The sequence below is a fragment of the Dysosmobacter segnis genome, from assembly GCF_014297285.1.
Lineage (GTDB): Bacteria > Bacillota > Clostridia > Oscillospirales > Oscillospiraceae > Oscillibacter > Oscillibacter segnis.
Window position 1 is genome coordinate 21,019 of record NZ_JACOQI010000004.1, and the last position, 17,356, is coordinate 38,374.

Consider the following 17,356-nt stretch of genomic DNA (forward strand, 5'->3'; position numbering starts at 1 on the left):
TTTCCGCCCTTTTCAGGGCGTTCAGCAAAGGAGTTTCTATATCTATGGCAGAAAAACTGAAAATCATTCCCCTTGGCGGTCTCAACGAGATCGGCAAGAACATGACCGCCTATGAATACGGCGGTGAGATCATCGTGGTGGACTGTGGTATGGCCTTCCCCGGTGATGACATGTACGGCATCGACTGCGTGATCCCCGATGTGTCTTATCTCATCAAGAACAAATCCCGGATTCGGGGCCTGTTCATCACCCACGGCCACGAGGACCACATCGGCGCCATCCCCTATGTGCTCAAGCAGATCAACATGCCCATCTACTGCACCCGCTTCACCGCCGGTCTCATCAAGCTGAAGCTGGAGGAGCACCAGCTGGTGAAATCCACCAAGCTCATCACCGTAGAGGCGGGCAAGAGCGTCCGGGCAGGCAAGTTCACCGTGGAGTTCATCCATGTGAACCATTCCATCGCCGACTCCGTGGCTTTCGCCATCCACACTAAGATGGGCACCATCGTCCACACCGGCGACTTCAAGATCGACTCCACCCCCATTGACGGGGAGGTCATCGACCTGGCCCGCCTGGGTGAGCTGGGCAAGGAGGGGGTCCTGTGCCTGTGCGCCGACTCCACCAACGTGGAGCGCCCCGGCTTCACCCCCTCCGAAAAGGTGGTGGGCGCCACCTTCATGCGCCAGTTCCAGAATTGCGACGAGCGTATCATCGTCACCACCTTCGCCTCCAACGTCCACCGTGTCCAGCAGGTGCTGGACGCCGCCGCCCAGTGCGGCCGGAAGGTGGCCGTTACCGGCCGCAGCATGGAGAACATGATGAAGGTCTCCACGGAGCTGGGCTACATGAAGGTCCCCAAGAACACGCTGGTGGACATCAACAAGCTCAAGGGCCTGCCCAAGAACAAGCAGGTCATCGTCACCACCGGCTCTCAGGGCGAGGAAATGAGCGCCCTGTACCGCATGGCCTTCTCCACCCACAAGCAGGTGGAGATCGGCGCCGGCGACAAGGTGATCCTCTCCGCCTCCGCCGTTCCCGGCAACGAGGTCACGGTGGGCCGTGTCATCAACGAGCTGTTCCGCAAGGGTGCTACCGTGGTCTATGACCGGGCGGATATGCTTCACGTCTCCGGCCACGCCTGCCAGGAGGAGCTGAAGATCATCCACGCCCTGACGAAGCCCCGTTTCTTCGTCCCGCTCCACGGTGAGCAGCGGATGCTGCAGATCCACTGCCAGCTGGCTCAGCAGATGGGCATGGACCGCAATCACATCGCCATCGCCGATAACGGCGGCGTCATTGAAATCACCGGCAAGTCCATGAAGCTGTCCGCCAACTCCGTCCCCGCCGGCGAGGTGTATGTGGACGGCTCCGGCGTGGGCGACGTGGGTGCCGTGGTCATGCGGGACCGCAAGCGTCTGGCAGAGGACGGCATGGTGGTGGTGGTCCTTCCCATCGCCACGCAGGACGGCGCGCTGCTGTCCCCGCCTGAGATCATCACCCGCGGATTCATTTATGTGAAGGAATCCGGCGATCTGATGAAGGAGCTGCAAAACGTTGCCATGAACGCCGCTGACAGCGTCACCGGCAGCCGCAAGCGCGGCCGGGATGACGGTGAGCTCCGCGGCGCGGTCAAGTCCGCTGTCAGCAGCTACCTGTTCAAAAACACCAAGCGCAGCCCCATGGTCATTCCTGTGGTGACCCGGCTGTAACATCACGGGAAAACACACACATTCCCGGTTTGCCCTGTCTTGCTTTTGTAAAAACAGCCAAAATTGGCACGGTATGATTGACAGAGCCGACAAACCGTGTATAATGCCCCCATCAAGGCAAAGGCGTCTTAGAGTGCATGCTCTAAGACGCTTTCTCTCTTCCCCCGATCTTTTCTGCATATAACTGCCGGACAGTGGAAGCGAACCCGCTCCTGTCTCCCGGCAAAACGCAAGGCAATGGAGTCTTACCGTTCGGAAGGCTCCATTGCCTTCTTATATGCAGAACCGTTCGCTGGAAGAAAACGACAAAAATGGGAGGAAACAACTATGGAATTCAGTTCTGTCAACACCATTTGGGTCCTGTTGGGCGCAGCGCTGGTCTTTTTCATGCAGGCGGGCTTCTCCATGTGCGAGGCCGGCTTCACCCGGGCCAAAAACACCGGCAATATCCTGATGAAAAACCTGATGGACTTCTGCATCGGCACCCCTTGCTTCTGGCTTGTCGGCTTCGGCATCATGTTCGGCGCGGGCACCGGCCTCTTCGGCTGGTTTGACCCCATGATCATGAAGGATTACAGCAGCATCCTTCCCTCCGGCGTCCCCCTGTGGGCCTACGCCATTTTCCAGACCGTCTTCTGCGCCACCTCCGCCACCATCGTCTCCGGCGCTATGGCGGAGCGCACCAAGTTCAGCGCCTACTGCATCTACTCCGCCTCTATCTCCCTTTTGATCTACCCCATTTCCGGCCACTGGATCTGGGGCGGCGGCTGGCTCAGTGAGCTGGGCTTCCATGACTTTGCCGGATCTACCTGTGTCCACATGGTAGGCGGCGTCTGCGCCCTGATCGGTGCCAAGATGCTGGGCCCCCGCATCGGCAAGTATGGTAAGGACGGCAAGCCCCGTGCTATCTTAGGCCACAACCTGACCTTTGCCGCTCTGGGCGTGTTCATTCTCTGGTTCTGCTGGTTCGGCTTCAACGGTGCCTCCACCGTAGGCATGGACACCGACGAGCTGATCGTCAGCGCCGGTCTAGTGTTCTTCAACACCAACCTCTGCACTGCCGTGGCCTGCTGCACCACCTTGATCTTCACCTGGCTGCGCTACGGCAAGCCAGATGTCTCCATGACCTACAACGCCGCTCTGGCGGGCCTGGTGGGCATCACCGCCGGGTGTGACGCTGTATCCCCTCTGGGTGCCGCCGTTATGGGCATCGTCTTCGGTCTGGTCATCGTGCTGGCCGTGGAGTTTTTCGACAAGGTTGCCAAGATTGACGACCCTGTGGGCGCCATCTCGGTCCATGGCGTCTGCGGTGCCCTGGGCACTATCCTCACCGTCCTCTTCGCCACCGGCGTGTCCACGGAAAAGGGGGTCTTTTACGGCGGTGGCTTCCACTTCTTTGGCGTCCAGTGCCTGGGCGTTGCTTCCGTGATCCTCTATGTGGCTGTGGTCATCACCATCGTCTTCGCCATCCTGAAGCACACCATCGGCCTGCGGGTCACGCCGGAGGAAGAAATCACCGGTCTGGATGTCTCCGAGCACGGCCTGCTCACCGCCTATGCTGGCTTCGCTATGCTGCCGGATACCGCCGCCGTGGAGACCGACGCCCCCGTGGCCGTCACTGGCAGTGTGCCCGCCGCCGAGGCCATTCCCGTCAAGCGTGTCCCCTCCTTCGACACTGCCGACGGCACCTCCCCCAAGTTCACCAAGGTGGAGATCATCTGCAAGGAATCCAAGTTTGAGGCCCTGAAAACAGCTATGCTGGAGCTGGGCATCACCGACATGACCATGAGCCACGTTCTTGGCTGCGGCATCCAGAAGGGCAAGCCGGAGTATTACCGTGGCGTGGAGGTGGAGCCCACCCTGCTGCCCAAGATCCAGCTGGACATTGTGGTCAGCAAGGTGCCTGTCCGCAGCGTCATTGAAACCGCTAAGAAGGTGCTCTACACCGGCCATATCGGCGACGGCAAGATCTTCGTCTACGATGTGGAAAACGTGGTGAAGGTCCGCACCAGCGAGGAGGGCTATGACGCCCTGCAGGATGTAGAATAAATCCATATTTGCAAAAACCCTCCCGGAAGTTGAGGCTTCCGGGAGGGTTTTTGTTATTTTTCTTTTACAGATGATGCTCCCGCAGCAGCTTTTTCGCCTGCTCCCACAGCTCATCGCTGACGGTCTGGACCACTACCGCCTTTTCCACCAGATCCGGCAGGGCCGCCTTCAGCTCCGCCTCCACGATGGTCTCATTGGTCAGGTCTGCCGAGGGGCATCCCGCGCACTGGCCCAGCAGCTTTACATACACAGTTTTCCCCTCCACATGGTCGATGGAAATGTCACCGCCATGGGAACGGAGAGCAGGCCGCACCTTTTCCTCCATCGCCGCTTCGATCCGCTCCAAATCGCTCATATTCGTTCCTCCCGCGTACTTCTTTTCGCTCAGTATACCACGCTTCCCCGGAAGCGTCCACGGAAAATTTTGAAAATCCCTCTTGACATCTCGCACCAACTGTATATACTGTGTATGTACAGTACGAACGGAGGACTTCCATGGAACTCATTATCCGAAACAACAGCGGCCAGCCTATCTACGATCAGATCAGCGGGCAGATCAAGGCCCAGATCCTCTCCGGCGCTCTATCGCCGGGGGACGCGCTGCCCTCCATCCGTGGGCTGGCCAAGGACCTGAAAATATCCGTCATCACCACCAAGCGGGCCTATGACGAACTGGAGGCCCAAGGGCTGATCAACACCGTGGCCGGCAAGGGCTGCTTTGTGGCGGAGCCGGATCTGGCTCTGTTCCGGGAGCAATCGCTCCACCTGCTCGAGGACCATCTGGCCGCCGCCGCAGAGCTGGCGCGGACCTGCGGCCTTTCAGAGCCGGAATTGGCGGAGCTGCTGCGCCACAAGTGGGAGGGATCTCTATGACAAACGCTATCGAATTGAACCATATCAGCAAATCCTTCGGAGAATTTTCTCTGAAGAACGTGACTCTCGCCATTCCCGCCGGGACCATCTGCGGTCTGGTGGGCGAGAACGGCGCGGGCAAATCCACCCTCATCCGCATTCTCATGGGCGCGCTGCGGCCGGACAGCGGCACCGCCGCCGCGCTGGGCGTGGACGTCTCCGCCCCGGAGTTTCTGAACGCCAAGGAGGACATCGGCGTGGTGCTGGACGAGGGGTGCTTTCCTGAGACCCTCACCGCCCCGCAGGTGGGCCGCGTGATGGCCGCCACCTACCGCCGCTGGGAGCAGGATACCTTCGACGCCTATTGCCGCCGTTTCGCTCTGCCGGAGAAAACCGCCTTCAAGGACTATTCCCGGGGTATGAAAATGAAGCTCACCATCGCCGTTGCCCTCAGCCATCAGGCACAACTTCTGGTGTTGGACGAGGCCACCGCCGGACTGGACCCCATTGTCCGAGACGAGATCTTGGAGCTTTTCAATGAGTTTACCCGGGACGAGACCCACTCCGTCCTGATCTCCTCCCACATTCTCAGCGATTTGGAAAAGCTCTGCGACTACATCGCCTTTCTCCATCAGGGGCGGCTGCTGTTCTGCGAGGAAAAGGACGCCCTTCTGGAGCAATACGGCATCTTCAACGACACGGCGGAGCAAGCGGAGGCCCTCATGCCGGAAGCCATCGTGTCCATGGAAACCACGCCCTACGGCGGCGTCCGGGCGCTGGTGCGGCGGGACCTAGCCCCGGTGGGCTTCCAACTGGAAAAGCCCACCATTGAGGACATCATCCTCGCTCTGGTGAAAGGAGAAAAGCAATGAAAGCACTGCTGCTGAAAGACTGGTATGTTCTGCGGAAGCAGGCCTGGGCCTATCTCATCATCGTTCTGGTCTGGGGCGCTATCCCCAGCGAAGTACTGAATCTTCTGGCTGTGGTCTACGGGGCCATGATCCCCTATACCGCCATGGCCTATGACCAGCGGAGCCACTGGGACAGGTTTGCCCGGATGCTCCCCTATTCGGACCGGACTGTGGTGCTTAGCCGGTATGCGCTTGGCTGGGTCTCCCTTTTGATTGGTACCGCCGCTGTAACGCTCTGTCAGGGGATTGTTTCCTGCCTGCCTGTTCGGACAGAAGCCGCAGCCGGCCTCTCCCCCGCTCTGATCTACACGGCGCTGTGTGTGGGAACGATCCTGCTGAGCATCAACGTCCCCCTCACGCTGCGCTTCGGCTCCGAAAAGGCCCGGATGGTCTCCGTCCTCATCACATTCCTTGTCTTTGCTTCCGTGGGTTTTCTCAAAGGTCTGGACGCCGGAAGTCCTGCCGGGGCGGCAGCTTTCCCGGCGCTGCTGCTTCCGGCGGCGCTGACCATCATCGCCACCGCCGTCTCCATCCCCCTGTCCCTGAAATTCTATCGGGAAAACCGATGAAAATACGTCAAAAAAGCCGTCCGGCTCCGCCGGACGGCTTTTTCTTATCCATTTTATTCGCTGGCATCCCCGGCGTGGCACAGCCGCCATTTCAAGCCGGAGTAGCGTTTCTGCTGCCGGTCATTGGCCGCCATAGAGCGGATGGCCGCGTCATCGCCCACGATGACCAGCAGCTCTCTGGCCCGGGTCAGCGCCGTATACAGCACCCCCCGCACCATGAGACTGGGTGCCGAGGGCAGGGCCGCCAGCACCACGCAGCGGTACTCGCTGCCCTGAGCCTTGTGGACCGTCTGGGCATAGGCCAGGTCAATCTCGCTGAGCATTTCCACGCTGTAAGGCGCTTTCCGGCCGTCAAAGTCCAGCGCCAGCCACTCGCCCCCGGCGTCGATCTCCGCGATGCGGCCTACGTCGCCGTTGAACATTCCGGTACCCACGGTGCCGTCATCCTTCTGCCAGACCACATCGTAATCATTCCGGGTCTGCATGATCCGGTCCCCTACCCGGAATACCCGCTCCCCCCACAGGATCTCCCGCTTGCCGGGTGTCCGGGGGTTCAGCGCCTCCTGCAAGAGCCGGTTCAGGTTGATGGTGCCGCAGGGCCCCTTCCGGGTGGGCGTCAGCACCTGGATCTGCTCCGCCGGGATGTGCATATTGTCCGGCAGGCGGGTCTTGCACAGCTCCAGCACCGTCGCCACCGCCCGCTGGGCGTCCCGACGGCAGAGGAAGAAGAAATCCCCCTGATTCCCCTTCAGGTCCGGGCTTTCGCCCAGATTGACCCGGTGGGCGTTGCGGATGATGGCGGACTGCTCCGCCTGCCGGAACACCTCCCGGAGAAACACAGTCTCGATCTTCTTGCTGCGGATCAGGTCGGAAAACACATTTCCCGCCCCCACGGAGGGCAACTGGTCCGCATCGCCCACCAGCACCAGCCGGGTGCCGGGGCGCAGCGCCCGCAGCAGTGCGGAGAACAGGGACACGTCCACCATGCTCATCTCGTCCACAATGACGGCCTCGGCCTCCAGCGGCTCCTTTTCCGTTTTCTGGAAGGTCACCTGATGAGCCGCCTCATTCCATGTCATCCCCAGCAGCCGGTGAACCGTCTGAGCCTCCATGCCCGTCAGCTCGCTCATGCGCTTCGCCGCACGGCCCGTGGGGGCCGCCAGCACGATGTTCAGCCCCATTTTCTGAAACAGGGCCACGATGCCCCGGACGGTGGTGGTCTTGCCGGTGCCGGGACCGCCGGTCAGCAGGATGACGCCAACCTTCGCCGCCAGCTCTACCGCCTGCCGCTGCAAGGGGGCGTAGGTAATGCCCTGTTCCTTCTCGATTTCCGCCACGGTCCGATCCGCGAACCGGCCCTCGTCGGCGTCCATTTCCAGCAGCGCCAGCAGGCGTGTACAGGCGGAGGTCTCCGCCTCCCACAGTCGCCGCAGGTACACCGCCTCCACATTGGCGATTCTCTGGACCACCACGGCGTGATGCTCCGCCAGGGCGTCCAGTGCCGCTTCCACCTGCTCGATCCCGCAGCCCAACAGCTGGCAGGTGGCGGCAAGCAGCTTGTCCTTCGGCAAAAACACATGGCCGTTATTCTCGTTATAGGTCAGTTCAAAAGTGAGGGCCGCCTCAAGGCGCTCCGTGCAGTCCTCTGCAAATCCCATGGACAGCGCCATGGTGTCCGTCACGGAAAAATCCACGCCGCATACATCGTCTGACAGCAGATAGGGATTTTTCTCCACCACCCGGATGGCCCCGTCCCCATACTGCTGCCGCAGCCGGATGGCCAGCACCGGCGGCAGCTGATACCGGGATAGAAATTCCATCAGCCGCCGCAAGCCCATGTGCTGACGGAACAGCTCTCCGATCTCCATGGCCTTTTTCGCGGTAATGCCCCGGATCTCCTGAAGCCGCTCCGGCTCTGCCTCTAAAATATCCAGGGTCTCCAGGCCGAACCGGTCCACGATCCGCCGGGCGGTGGTGGGTCCCACGCCCTTGCAGACGCCGGAGGACAGGTAGGCGAAGATATCCTCTTCCTCCTCCGGCAGCGTCCGCTCCAGCTCCTGCGCCTTCAGCTGCTCGCCGTGCTGGGGATGGACCTCCCAGGTACCGGTAATGGTCAGATGCTCTCCCGGCGCCACACAGGGGATACATCCCACCACAGTAACGACCTCCCCCTCCTCGGTGAGGAGACGGAGGACCGTATATCCGTTTTCGGCGTTCTGAAAAATAACGCTATGTACTGTACCCTCCCGGCAGATCAGTTCTTCCATGACTTCCTCTCTTTAACGTGCCGGTGCAGCGCAGTCCTTCTTACACAAGGTCCCTGACCGGCATTTTTATCTCTTGTCTCCGGCGTCCAGCCGGAAGTCCGCCCCGTCCACCACGGCGGCGTTGTCCTCCCGCTCCGCCAGATAGTCGGCAAGTCCCCTGGCCTCCGCCGTCAGGCCGCAGTCGGCAATGACGATCCGTGCACCCGGCAGACTGCTCCGCACCCGGCGCAGCTCCCGGACATCGTGCTCCAAGGCTAACGCCTCACCCCGCACAGGCAGTACCAGCAAAAGCCCCGGGATCGTGGGCCGCCCTGCGTGGAGCACCGCTCCTGCCAGCAGCCACACCACCGTGGTCATCCCCACGGCGGAGAAAAAGGCGATCACGCCGTCCCGAAATACGTTCATCCCATCACCTCAGGACAGTATATGGCCAGATCTCCGCCTGTGTGACACACTCAATCTATATCGCGGGCCGTATCCAGCTTCGCCGCCACAGTATCCAGCTTGATCTCCGCGACTTCCTGCCGTCCCTTCACTGTTTCCAATTCTGTTTTGACCTCTTGGAGGGTCTTGGACACCGCTTTCAGCGTTTCCTCCATTCGATCCAGCTTGTCCTTCAGACAGACGGCTCCCGCCAAAACGGCTCCCACCGCCAGCAGCCCCAGCAAAAATGGTGCGACATCTCCCCCACCGCCGCTGAACATCCCTGCCAACAGTATCGCCGGCACACAGGCAAGTAAAGCGAACCCAACCGTATATAACGCAAATTTTCCCATATCAGTCCTCCCGGGTGATCCCCAGTTCCGCCAGAATGGCTTCCTCTCTCCCCCGCATCTGCTTTTTCTGGGGGCCCTCGTCCAGATGGTCATACCCCAGCAGGTGCAGCACGGAGTGCACCACCAGATAGGCCAGCTCCCGGCGGTTGGAATGGCCGTACTCCTTGGCCTGCGCCGCCACGTGCTCCATGGAGATCACCATGTCCCCCAAGGGCACCAGTCCGGTGCCGGGGTCGGCGTCCTCCCCGTCGGGCAGCTCGCCGGGCTGCAGGTCAAACTCCGGGAAACTGAGCACATCCGTGGCCCGGTCTACCTCCCGCATATCCAGATTGATCTGATGGATATTCGTGTCATTGGTCAGCAGCACGTCCACCTCGCAGGGGAAGTCCACTCCCTCCGCCGCCAGAGCGGTGCGGATGACCTTGCGGATAAAGGCCCGCTGGCCCTCATTCACCTCCGGCACGTCGGCGGTGATGGGAATATAGTGCCGTTTTGCCATTACTTCTTCCCCTTTCCGCCGTTTTTGGCAGTTTCGTATTCTTCATAGGCCTTCACGATCCGCTGGACCATCACATGACGCACCACGTCGGCGTTGGTCAGCTCGCAGATACCGATGCCCTCCACCTTTTTCAGCACCCGCATGGCCTCCCGCAGACCGGAGGGCTTGCCATCGGGCAGGTCGATCTGGGTCACGTCGCCGGTAATGACGATCTTGGAACCGAAGCCCAGACGGGTCAGGAACATTTTCATTTGCTCCCGGCTGGTGTTCTGGGCCTCGTCCAGAATGATGAAGCTGTCATCCAGCGTCCGGCCGCGCATATAGGCCAGTGGCGCCACCTCAATGTTGCCCCGCTCCAGATACTTCTGGTAGGTCTCCGCCCCCAGCATATCAAACAGGGCGTCATACAGTGGCCGCAGGTACGGGTCCACCTTGCTTTGCAGATCGCCGGGCAGGAAGCCCAGCCGCTCGCCGGCCTCCACCGCGGGGCGGGTGAGGATGATGCGGTTCACCTGCTTTTCCCGGAAGGCCTGCACTGCCGCCGCCACCGCCAGATACGTTTTGCCGGTACCGGCGGGGCCTACGCCGATGGTAACGGTATTTTTCAGCACCGACGCGATATATTCCTTCTGGCCCAGCGTTTTCGGCTTCACCGGGCGGCCCTTGGCGGAGATGCACAGCACATCCCCCGCCAACTCGCTGATCTGCTCCTCTTTGCCGGTGCGGACCATGTCGATGATATAGCGGACGTTCTGCTCCCCCAGTGCCTCCCCCCGGGAGGACAGGGTCAGCATGGCCTGCACCGCTTTGGCGGCGTGCATCACGTCCTCCGCCTCGCCGCTGATCCGCAGCTCGCCGTCCCGGTTGGTCACCGTCACATTAAATTCCTTTTCCAGCAGGCGGATGTTCTCGTCAAAGGAGCCGAAAATATTGACTGCCTGCTCCATCCGCTCAATGCTGATCCTCTGTTCCATGCCATCACTCCTAAAGTTATCCGGACGCGCCGTCCGGTTCATTTGCTGTATAAATAGGGGCCTGCGTCCCGAGTTCCTCCCGGCACTCCGCCGTCAGCGTCACCGTCAGGACATCCCCCCGGAGCCGGGAGGCCACCTGACTGGCCGTTACCTCGCCGTATGGGTCCACAAGGCTGTGGAGATACGCTTCCAGCGCCGCCCCCGTCTCCTTCTGCCGCCGGGCCTGCGTGACCGTCACCGGCTCCGTTTCGTAAAACCGGACAATCTCCGTCTCCCAAATGATCGGAAGCGGGATCCCGCACACCCGAACCGGCGTTCTCTCGGTTATTTTATCACACTGGCCGCTGTCAATGCTACTGTTTGCAAAGAATTTTATCCGGCGGCTGCCGAAAATCACGGAATGGAGCCGCTTTTCCCGTCCGGTATACCGTTTTTCTGCCCCGGTGAGGGGCACGTTGGCTGTCAGGGTGTACCACGTCCGCCCTTCCACGGACCCAAGTCCCGCTGTGAACCGGGTACCGAAGGTCCCTGTGTCCTCCACGCCGGAGATCAAGAGCTGCCCCTCCGTCACCGACATTCCCTTCAGCACCTGAGGGACGCCCCCCAGTGCCTGCACCCGCAGCACCAGCCCGTCCCGCCGGGCCACCAGATTGCACGGTTTCTTCCGGTCCAGCGGCTTCGGGGCCGTCCGCCGCTCCCGGACTTCCACATTGGCTCGACAGCCGGACACGTTCACCGCCACCCAGCTCAGCTCTGGAATTTCCAGCAGCACATGATTGCGGATGTCCTCCCCATTCAGGGCGAAGCCGAAGCACCCCCGGTGAACGCCGTTGTTCTCCAGGGATCGCAGGATCACCTCCCGCGGTACCGTCTCGTTTCCAGCGATCTGAATATCCCACACAAAGAAGGACCCGATCAGCACCGCCGCTCCACACGCCGCGATGCCTACCGCCAAGGCCTGACGATGCCGCAGCTTTGCCAGCGTGTAGGGCGCGCCCTCCCGCCGCACGATTTCGATCGTGCAGTCCAGCTTTTCCGCCGCGCGGCTGAGGACGCGGTGATCCCCCCGGCTCATGCGGCAGGTAAAGGTCTCCGTCCCCTCCCATTCCAGATCCCAGAAGGCCAGCTTCCGGGCGGAGCACAGATTCAGTACCCGTTCCGGGTAGGGACACGTCACCCGGAGCCACACCTGTCCCCGGACCCTGTTGATAAGCTCCTTCAGCATGACACCCACTCCACGCCGTTGATTTTCCCGCCGATCCGCAGTTCTTCTCCCGTCATGGCCACCAGCGTCAGCCGTTCTCCTCGAATTCGCAGAACGCCGAAGCCTGTGTTGGCGTCGATTTGCGTATCGCTGTAAGCCAGCAGGCCCGTGTGGCGTTCCAGATATAGCTGCCGGTTCCCGATCAGCTCCAATCGGGGCAGGCCCGCCACCACATCCACCGGCAGGTCAAACAGCTCCGCCACGCCGCCCAGAATACCGCCCTGCTCCCGGTCCCGTTTTTTCTCCATGCTCTCACCTCACCGAACTCTATGCGGAAATTCCCCCCGGCTTGCCTGTCCCGCCGTATGAACCGCCCCCGCCCCGCATAGGGTATAGCGGGTGATGCGTATGAAACGGCGGATACGGACGGATGTGTGTCTGATCCTGTGCGGGATCTTGGTCTGGTTTCTGGCGGACGCCAGACAGCTGCGGCTCGAGGCAGCCAAGGCCCTGACCCTCTGCGCCGGGACGGTGATCCCCGCCCTGTTCCCCTTCATGGTCGTCACCGGTCTGCTGGTGCGGCTGGGCTTCGGACAATGGCTGGCGCCCGATATGGCTGGCCTGATGGCGTCCCTGTTCCGCTTGCCCGGCTGCGCCGGGTCCGCGCTGCTGCTGGGGCTGGTAGGAGGCTATCCCATCGGCGCCCGCACGGCGGCGGAACTGTACGCCTCCGGGGACCTGACCCGGCAGGAGGCGGAGCGGCTCCTGACCTTCTGCAACAACTCCAACCCCGTGTTCCTCATCAGCGTGCTGGGCGTGGGGGTATTCGGCAGCGTCCGGGCGGGCCTGTGGCTCTGGCTGATCCACGTCTGCGCCGCCCTCCTCACCGGGCTGCTGTTCCGGGGACTGGGCCGGGGACGGAAAACCGTTCCTCCCGCCATTTCCTTTCAGGCCCCCTCTCTGCCAGCGGCCTTTGTGTCATCCGTCCGGGACAGCGCCGGGACCATGCTCTCCGTCTGCGCCTTCGTCACGTTCTTCTATGTGCTGATCTCGCCCCTGACGGCCCTCCCCGGCCCATGGGCGGCCCTGGCTGTTGGCTGCGGGGAGCTGTTCTCCCTGACGCCCCTCCTGCCCTGTGACCGCACCGGTTTCCTGCTGGCCGCCGGGTGCGCCGGATGGGGCGGGCTGTCCGTTCTCTGCCAGACCGCCGCCCTTCTGGACGGCACGGACCTCCCTCTCGCCCCCTGTCTGCTGGGCAAGTTGACCCACGGCCTGCTGTCCGCGCTGCTGGCCGCCCTCGTCTCCCTTTGGCTGTTCTGACAATTTTCAACAGGTCTCGCGGGCAAAACGCGGCAAAACGGGGCGTCGGTTTGGAAAACCGACGCCCCGCCTTGCTTTGGAGAGGTCATGTATGAAAAGATCTATCAACACGCCGCTTGCCTGCGGCGGGATCGTTGGTCTGCCGGTTTGGGACTCCTCCCGGGCGGGCAGTGGGCCGTAGGGGTGTATTTGAAAGAATGGCTTTTTCTCTCGGATCAGCGGCGGGGCCGGGAAACGGCTCTCTCGCCTGCTGATGTACGCAGTATACACCCCAAATCTGAAGGGAAGATGAAAAACTTGTAAACCATTTGTGAACGGTGCGGCGGTTTTTTCACTTCCGTTGCACGAGACCGTGCAGCAAACGCCCCTCATACAGGGTGGGCACACGGCGGCGCCCCCAAAGTTACATCCGTGTGACAGGAGGATGTTATCTATGAACAAAACAGCCAATTTTCAGTTGACCCAGTGGGAAAAGACGGACCGCATTCTGATGGAGGAATTCAACAGCGACAACGAGAAGATCGACACGGCGCTGAAAAGCAGCGCTGACGGCGTGGCGGCACTGCAAACGGCGCTGGCCAGCTGCGGAAACTGCAAGATCGTATACGGCACGTACACAGGAACCGGCAAAGCCGGCAGCGCGAATCCCAACAAGCTGACCTTTGACGGCGATCCACTGTTTGTCATTATCAAGGGCAGCATCGGTTCTGCTCCGACATTGGGAATTCAGGCCATGCGCGGATGGTATACCGCATATACAGGCTCCGCAGATTCATCTACCGTCTGCCACCTTACATGGGGGGAACATTCTCTTTCTTGGTACAACAGTCAGAGCAGTAGTGACCAATTCAATACCAGTGATTCTGTCTATCCCTATATCGCGCTGTTTGCTACACAAGAATAAAACAAAGCCCCGGACTTCCGTCCGGGGCCTTGTTCTTAATCGCAAGTACTTAAACTCTTAAATCAGAGATCAAGCACGGGCAATGTTGGACTGAACACCGTCAATCACAACATAGTAGCTGTTACCGCCAGCCACAGAGAAGGCGGGGGTCACGCCATAGAAGTAGTCACCCTCATCAACCTTCACATAGTTGTTCTGACCACCAACATACTGATACAGCTCGAAGCTGTGCTTGACAGTCGTATCAGTCAGAGCGTCACCCTTCTTGTTGAACAGCTCAATCAGACCCTTAGAACCCTTAATGGTCAGCTTAACAGAATCAACATCCGTGCTGGTGGGCTTGCTGGGGTTGGTATTGGGCTTATCGTTGGCCTTGTAGGTGTCGTTCAGGATCAGAGTGGTAGCAATGCCAGCGTCATTCACGAAAGCAGCGATGGTGCCGGTGAACTCGTTGGTCTCACCCAGAGCGCTCAGAGCAGACTTGATGTTGCTGTACTCGGTGTAGTCATCCTCATCGTCATCGCTGGCGCGGACAAAGATCTTGCAATCCTCATCCAGCAGGATGTACTTATCGTTGGAAGCAGCATCGTCGATCCACAGAGTGGCACCCTTAGCCGTCAGCTCGGAGACATTCGCAACATTCAGGAAGGCATAGCCGTCATCCTTGTACTGCTTGGTGCTCCACTTGTTGGCTGCGGTGTAAGCCTGAGCTTCCATCTCGGTGATGACATTGTTCTTATCGAAGGTACCCTCGTACAGGTTGCCCAGAACCAGGTTGTCTCTCGGAGTGCTGTTATCCTTGGACTCGAAGGACTTCACAGTCACAGCGCCGTCCTTGGTGATGGCTTCATAGGTGTAGATGTAGTCACCGTTCTCCAGAGACTTGGACTTGATGCCGGAGGTCAGGTAGACCATGGACTCAGAGGAGCCAGCAGTCTTGCCCACGACCACAGCATAGGTGATGTAGCCGTTCTTGTTGTACAGAGCGAAGATCATATCGTCCTCAGTCTCCGGGCTGTTTTCACCATTCTTCTTATTCGCAACGCCATCGAAGTTGGTCAGCTTGGAGTCATACTTGACCTCAACGCTGGAGTGCTTGATACCGGTGGTAACACCCTCGACCTTCACGATGGAACCTGCCTTGATGACATCGTCATCAGCCTTGACAGCGATCAGGACGGTGTCGTTGTTGCCGTAGGCAATGGTCTTGCCCTGCTCAACAGTGTTGTTCTGCTTGTCGAGCTTGGTGGTGGTGCTGTCCTTGATCTGCTTGTCGGCAACCTCTTCCAGGTTGTAGACGCCGTTCTTCACGGTGTACTTGAACCAGGTGTTGGTAGTAGCGGACTCTGCCAGACGGCCGCCCTCCAGGTCGCCGCTCTTGACATCGATGGTCTCCATGGTGCCATCGGTGAAGATAGCCAGAGCCTTATCGACAGCCTTGGCCAGAACGGTGCTGCTGCGGTCATAGCCAACAACGAACATGAAGTTGTCGTCACCCTCAACCTGACGTGCGCCGATCACATAGCCATAGGGATCCAGATACAGATCGAAGGTAGCGTCGTCCAGCTGCTCGACATTGTAGTCGTACAGAACCTCAGCATCCTCGAAAGCCTTCTTAGCGGTCTCATACTTGTTGCCGCCGGCAGTCAGCTTGGTCAGCTTATACTCATCCTTCTTGTCCGCATCCGCGTAGTCGGTGGAGTAAGAGGTGATGGCAACATCCTTAACGGTCTCAACGGGAGTGACGGTCATGACGTCGCTCTTGGCAATGGTGACCAGGACCATGTCATCTTCCTTCAGCTTCTCCAGACCGTCCACGTCCTCAGACTCGACGGTGTAGGGGACGCTGATGGTGGTGGGAGTTTTGTCTGCTGCGGTAGCCTTATTCACACCAGTGTAGACATTCAGACGGACATCCTCAGTCTTGGTGTTGTAGTCAGCAGCAACCTCAGCCAGATAGGTGTTGATGACAACGACAGTGGTCTCCTCAGCGTCGGTGTCCACATAGATCTCAGTCAAAACACCCTTGCCGGTGGAATTCATGGTATCATCGTTTTTCTTGACCAGCTTGTCGGCCTCGACAGAGAGGGCCTTCTTGTCCAGCTTCACGCCGTCGACCCAGTAGGTCAGGGCGAAGTCGCAAGCGTTGGAGCCGATGTCGGAATAGACATCGCCGCCCTTGACCTTAGCGGTGTAGGAAGCGGTCAGCAGGTCGGTGTTGACATAGTTGCCGATATCCTTCTTGTCATAGGTCCAGTTGTTGGTGGGACGGCCGAAGTCGTCGGTATCGTCGGTGCGGACCAGCTTCTCGAAGTACTGCTCGCCGAACTGGACATAGCCGTCCTTCTTGATCTTGCCGTCGTTCAGGGTGCCCTTGTTCCAGGTCAGGTCCTTGCGGACGCCGGAGATGGCAACAGCGGAGCTGCCCTCGCCGACAACGATGCGGTTGTCATACTCGACCATGGTAGCCTTCAGGGTGTTGAAGGCATACAGGCAAGCCTCTTCACGAGTGACAGCCTTGACACCGTTGAAGCTGCCCTTCAGGCTCTTGTTCAGGCCGGCGTTGATAGCCTGCTTGGCAACAGCGATGGACCAGTTGGCGCCGGTGTAGCCTTCGATGGCAGAGTCATAGCCCAGAGCGCCCAGCAGCATCTTCATGAAGGCATAGCCGGTCAGGGTGGCGGCGGGCTTGAAGGTGCCGTCAGCGTAACCGGAGATGATGCCTTCCTTCTGGCAGTAAGCAATGTAGCCAGCGAAGGTGTGGTTGGTGGGGACGTCCTTGTAAGGAGCGGCGTCAGCCACCAGAGCGGAGGCGGTGGTGGGGCCAAGGATCAGGTTGCAGATGATCTTGGCAGCAGCGCCACGGGTCAGGGTGGCGGTGGGACGGAAGTCACCTTCGGCATAGCCGTCGATGACCTTCACGGCGGACATCACGTCGACAGCTTCAGAATAGGTGATCTTGCTGCTGTCGGTGAAGTCCTTGGCACCAGCAGAGACGGTGACCAGAGACATGGTCATCACCAGAGCCAGTACCAGAGAAAGGAACTTCTTCATGGGGTTTCCTCCTTTTAGATTCTCCCGTTCGGGAGTGGATTTTTGCAAAACCGGCTTCCCCTTTACCGCCCCGATTTACATATCGTGGCTAGCCTACCCAATATCTGAACCGGGGGCATGTTCCGGGTATCCTGCTTTGCAAGGCCACTTTATCAGCCCCATTTCCGAATGTAAATAGTTCCGGTCGGGATGTAATACAAGTGCAAAAAAGCAGCGTTTTTATGCAGAACTGTGCCATTCATGCAACGTTTGAACGTAACAAACC

Annotated in this window: 16 protein-coding genes; 7 read left to right on the top strand and 9 right to left on the bottom strand. The window is 59.9% G+C overall.

The annotated features are described in order from the left end of the window. The first annotated feature begins 44 nt into the window (after window positions 1-44). Together H8Z83_RS05760 and H8Z83_RS05765 are read left to right on the top strand one after the other, a co-directional pair. The gene (locus tag H8Z83_RS05760) at window positions 45-1,712 is read left to right on the top strand and encodes a ribonuclease J (RefSeq protein WP_187014183.1); all 1,668 of its coding nucleotides are present in this window, start codon (window positions 45-47) and stop codon (window positions 1,710-1,712) included. A 327-nt stretch (window positions 1,713-2,039) separates the two neighbouring features. Next, window positions 2,040-3,761 carry an ammonium transporter gene (locus H8Z83_RS05765; RefSeq protein WP_187014184.1) on the top strand — a complete coding sequence of 574 codons (1,722 nt, stop codon included), beginning with the start codon at window positions 2,040-2,042 and terminating at the stop codon, window positions 3,759-3,761. 64 nt (window positions 3,762-3,825) lie between these two features. Here the strand turns inward: H8Z83_RS05765 and H8Z83_RS05770 are convergent, their stop codons facing one another. After that, complete coding sequence (locus tag H8Z83_RS05770) at window positions 3,826-4,116, bottom strand: NifU family protein (protein WP_187014185.1); 291 nt, start codon at window positions 4,114-4,116, stop codon at window positions 3,826-3,828. A 140-nt stretch (window positions 4,117-4,256) separates the two neighbouring features. Here H8Z83_RS05770 and H8Z83_RS05775 point away from each other — a divergent pair, with 140 nt between their 5' ends. Genes H8Z83_RS05775 through H8Z83_RS05785 form a run of 3 tightly spaced genes read left to right on the top strand, consistent with a single transcriptional unit; the run spans window position 4,257 to window position 6,093 of the window. Next, a complete protein-coding gene (locus H8Z83_RS05775) occupies window positions 4,257-4,634 on the top strand; it encodes a GntR family transcriptional regulator (protein WP_187014186.1) in 378 nt (125 codons plus the stop codon). Continuing rightward, window positions 4,631-5,485: an ABC transporter ATP-binding protein gene (locus H8Z83_RS05780; protein WP_187014187.1), complete on the top strand. Its 855-nt coding sequence runs from the start codon at window positions 4,631-4,633 to the stop codon at window positions 5,483-5,485. The genes H8Z83_RS05775 and H8Z83_RS05780 overlap by 4 nt, the downstream gene beginning before the upstream one ends. Further along, the gene (locus H8Z83_RS05785; RefSeq protein ID WP_187014188.1) at window positions 5,482-6,093 is read left to right on the top strand and encodes an ABC-2 transporter permease; all 612 of its coding nucleotides are present in this window, start codon (window positions 5,482-5,484) and stop codon (window positions 6,091-6,093) included. The genes H8Z83_RS05780 and H8Z83_RS05785 overlap by 4 nt, the downstream gene beginning before the upstream one ends. A gap of 53 nt (window positions 6,094-6,146) precedes the next feature. Here the strand turns inward: H8Z83_RS05785 and recD2 are convergent, their stop codons facing one another. From recD2 to H8Z83_RS05820, 7 genes are all read right to left on the bottom strand, one after another. Further along, window positions 6,147-8,360 carry an SF1B family DNA helicase RecD2 gene (recD2, locus tag H8Z83_RS05790; RefSeq protein WP_187014189.1) on the bottom strand — a complete coding sequence of 738 codons (2,214 nt, stop codon included), beginning with the start codon at window positions 8,358-8,360 and terminating at the stop codon, window positions 6,147-6,149. Window positions 8,361-8,426: 66 nt separating this feature from the next. Beyond that, window positions 8,427-8,765 (bottom strand): hypothetical protein, encoded by a 339-nt coding sequence (locus tag H8Z83_RS05795; protein WP_187014190.1) that lies wholly within the window; start codon window positions 8,763-8,765, stop codon window positions 8,427-8,429. 50 nt (window positions 8,766-8,815) lie between these two features. Continuing rightward, window positions 8,816-9,136 (bottom strand): hypothetical protein, encoded by a 321-nt coding sequence (locus tag H8Z83_RS05800; RefSeq protein ID WP_187014191.1) that lies wholly within the window; start codon window positions 9,134-9,136, stop codon window positions 8,816-8,818. A 1-nt stretch (window position 9,137) separates the two neighbouring features. Further along, entirely contained in the window at window positions 9,138-9,635 is a 498-nt protein-coding gene (ybeY, locus tag H8Z83_RS05805; protein WP_187014192.1) for an rRNA maturation RNase YbeY, read from the bottom strand. Next, the gene (locus H8Z83_RS05810) at window positions 9,635-10,609 is read right to left on the bottom strand and encodes a PhoH family protein (RefSeq protein ID WP_187014193.1); all 975 of its coding nucleotides are present in this window, start codon (window positions 10,607-10,609) and stop codon (window positions 9,635-9,637) included. Before H8Z83_RS05810 ends, ybeY begins: the two co-directional genes overlap by 1 nt. A gap of 16 nt (window positions 10,610-10,625) precedes the next feature. After that, the gene (locus H8Z83_RS05815; RefSeq protein WP_187014194.1) at window positions 10,626-11,834 is read right to left on the bottom strand and encodes a sporulation protein YqfD; all 1,209 of its coding nucleotides are present in this window, start codon (window positions 11,832-11,834) and stop codon (window positions 10,626-10,628) included. Then, a complete protein-coding gene (locus tag H8Z83_RS05820) occupies window positions 11,828-12,121 on the bottom strand; it encodes a YabP/YqfC family sporulation protein (RefSeq protein ID WP_187014195.1) in 294 nt (97 codons plus the stop codon). Before H8Z83_RS05820 ends, H8Z83_RS05815 begins: the two co-directional genes overlap by 7 nt. 100 nt (window positions 12,122-12,221) lie before the next feature. On the opposite strand from H8Z83_RS05820, the gene H8Z83_RS05825 reads away from it, so the two are divergent. Both H8Z83_RS05825 and H8Z83_RS05830 read left to right on the top strand, forming a co-directional pair. Further along, on the top strand, window positions 12,222-13,133 hold the full coding sequence (locus H8Z83_RS05825) for a nucleoside recognition domain-containing protein (RefSeq protein WP_187014196.1): 912 nt from the start codon (window positions 12,222-12,224) through the stop codon (window positions 13,131-13,133). 433 nt (window positions 13,134-13,566) lie between these two features. Then, window positions 13,567-14,037 carry a hypothetical protein gene (locus H8Z83_RS05830; protein WP_187014197.1) on the top strand — a complete coding sequence of 157 codons (471 nt, stop codon included), beginning with the start codon at window positions 13,567-13,569 and terminating at the stop codon, window positions 14,035-14,037. Window positions 14,038-14,106: 69 nt separating this feature from the next. On the opposite strand, the gene H8Z83_RS05835 is transcribed toward H8Z83_RS05830, so the two are convergent. Continuing rightward, window positions 14,107-17,091 (bottom strand): S-layer homology domain-containing protein, encoded by a 2,985-nt coding sequence (locus H8Z83_RS05835; RefSeq protein WP_187014198.1) that lies wholly within the window; start codon window positions 17,089-17,091, stop codon window positions 14,107-14,109. Window positions 17,092-17,356 lie beyond the last annotated feature (265 nt).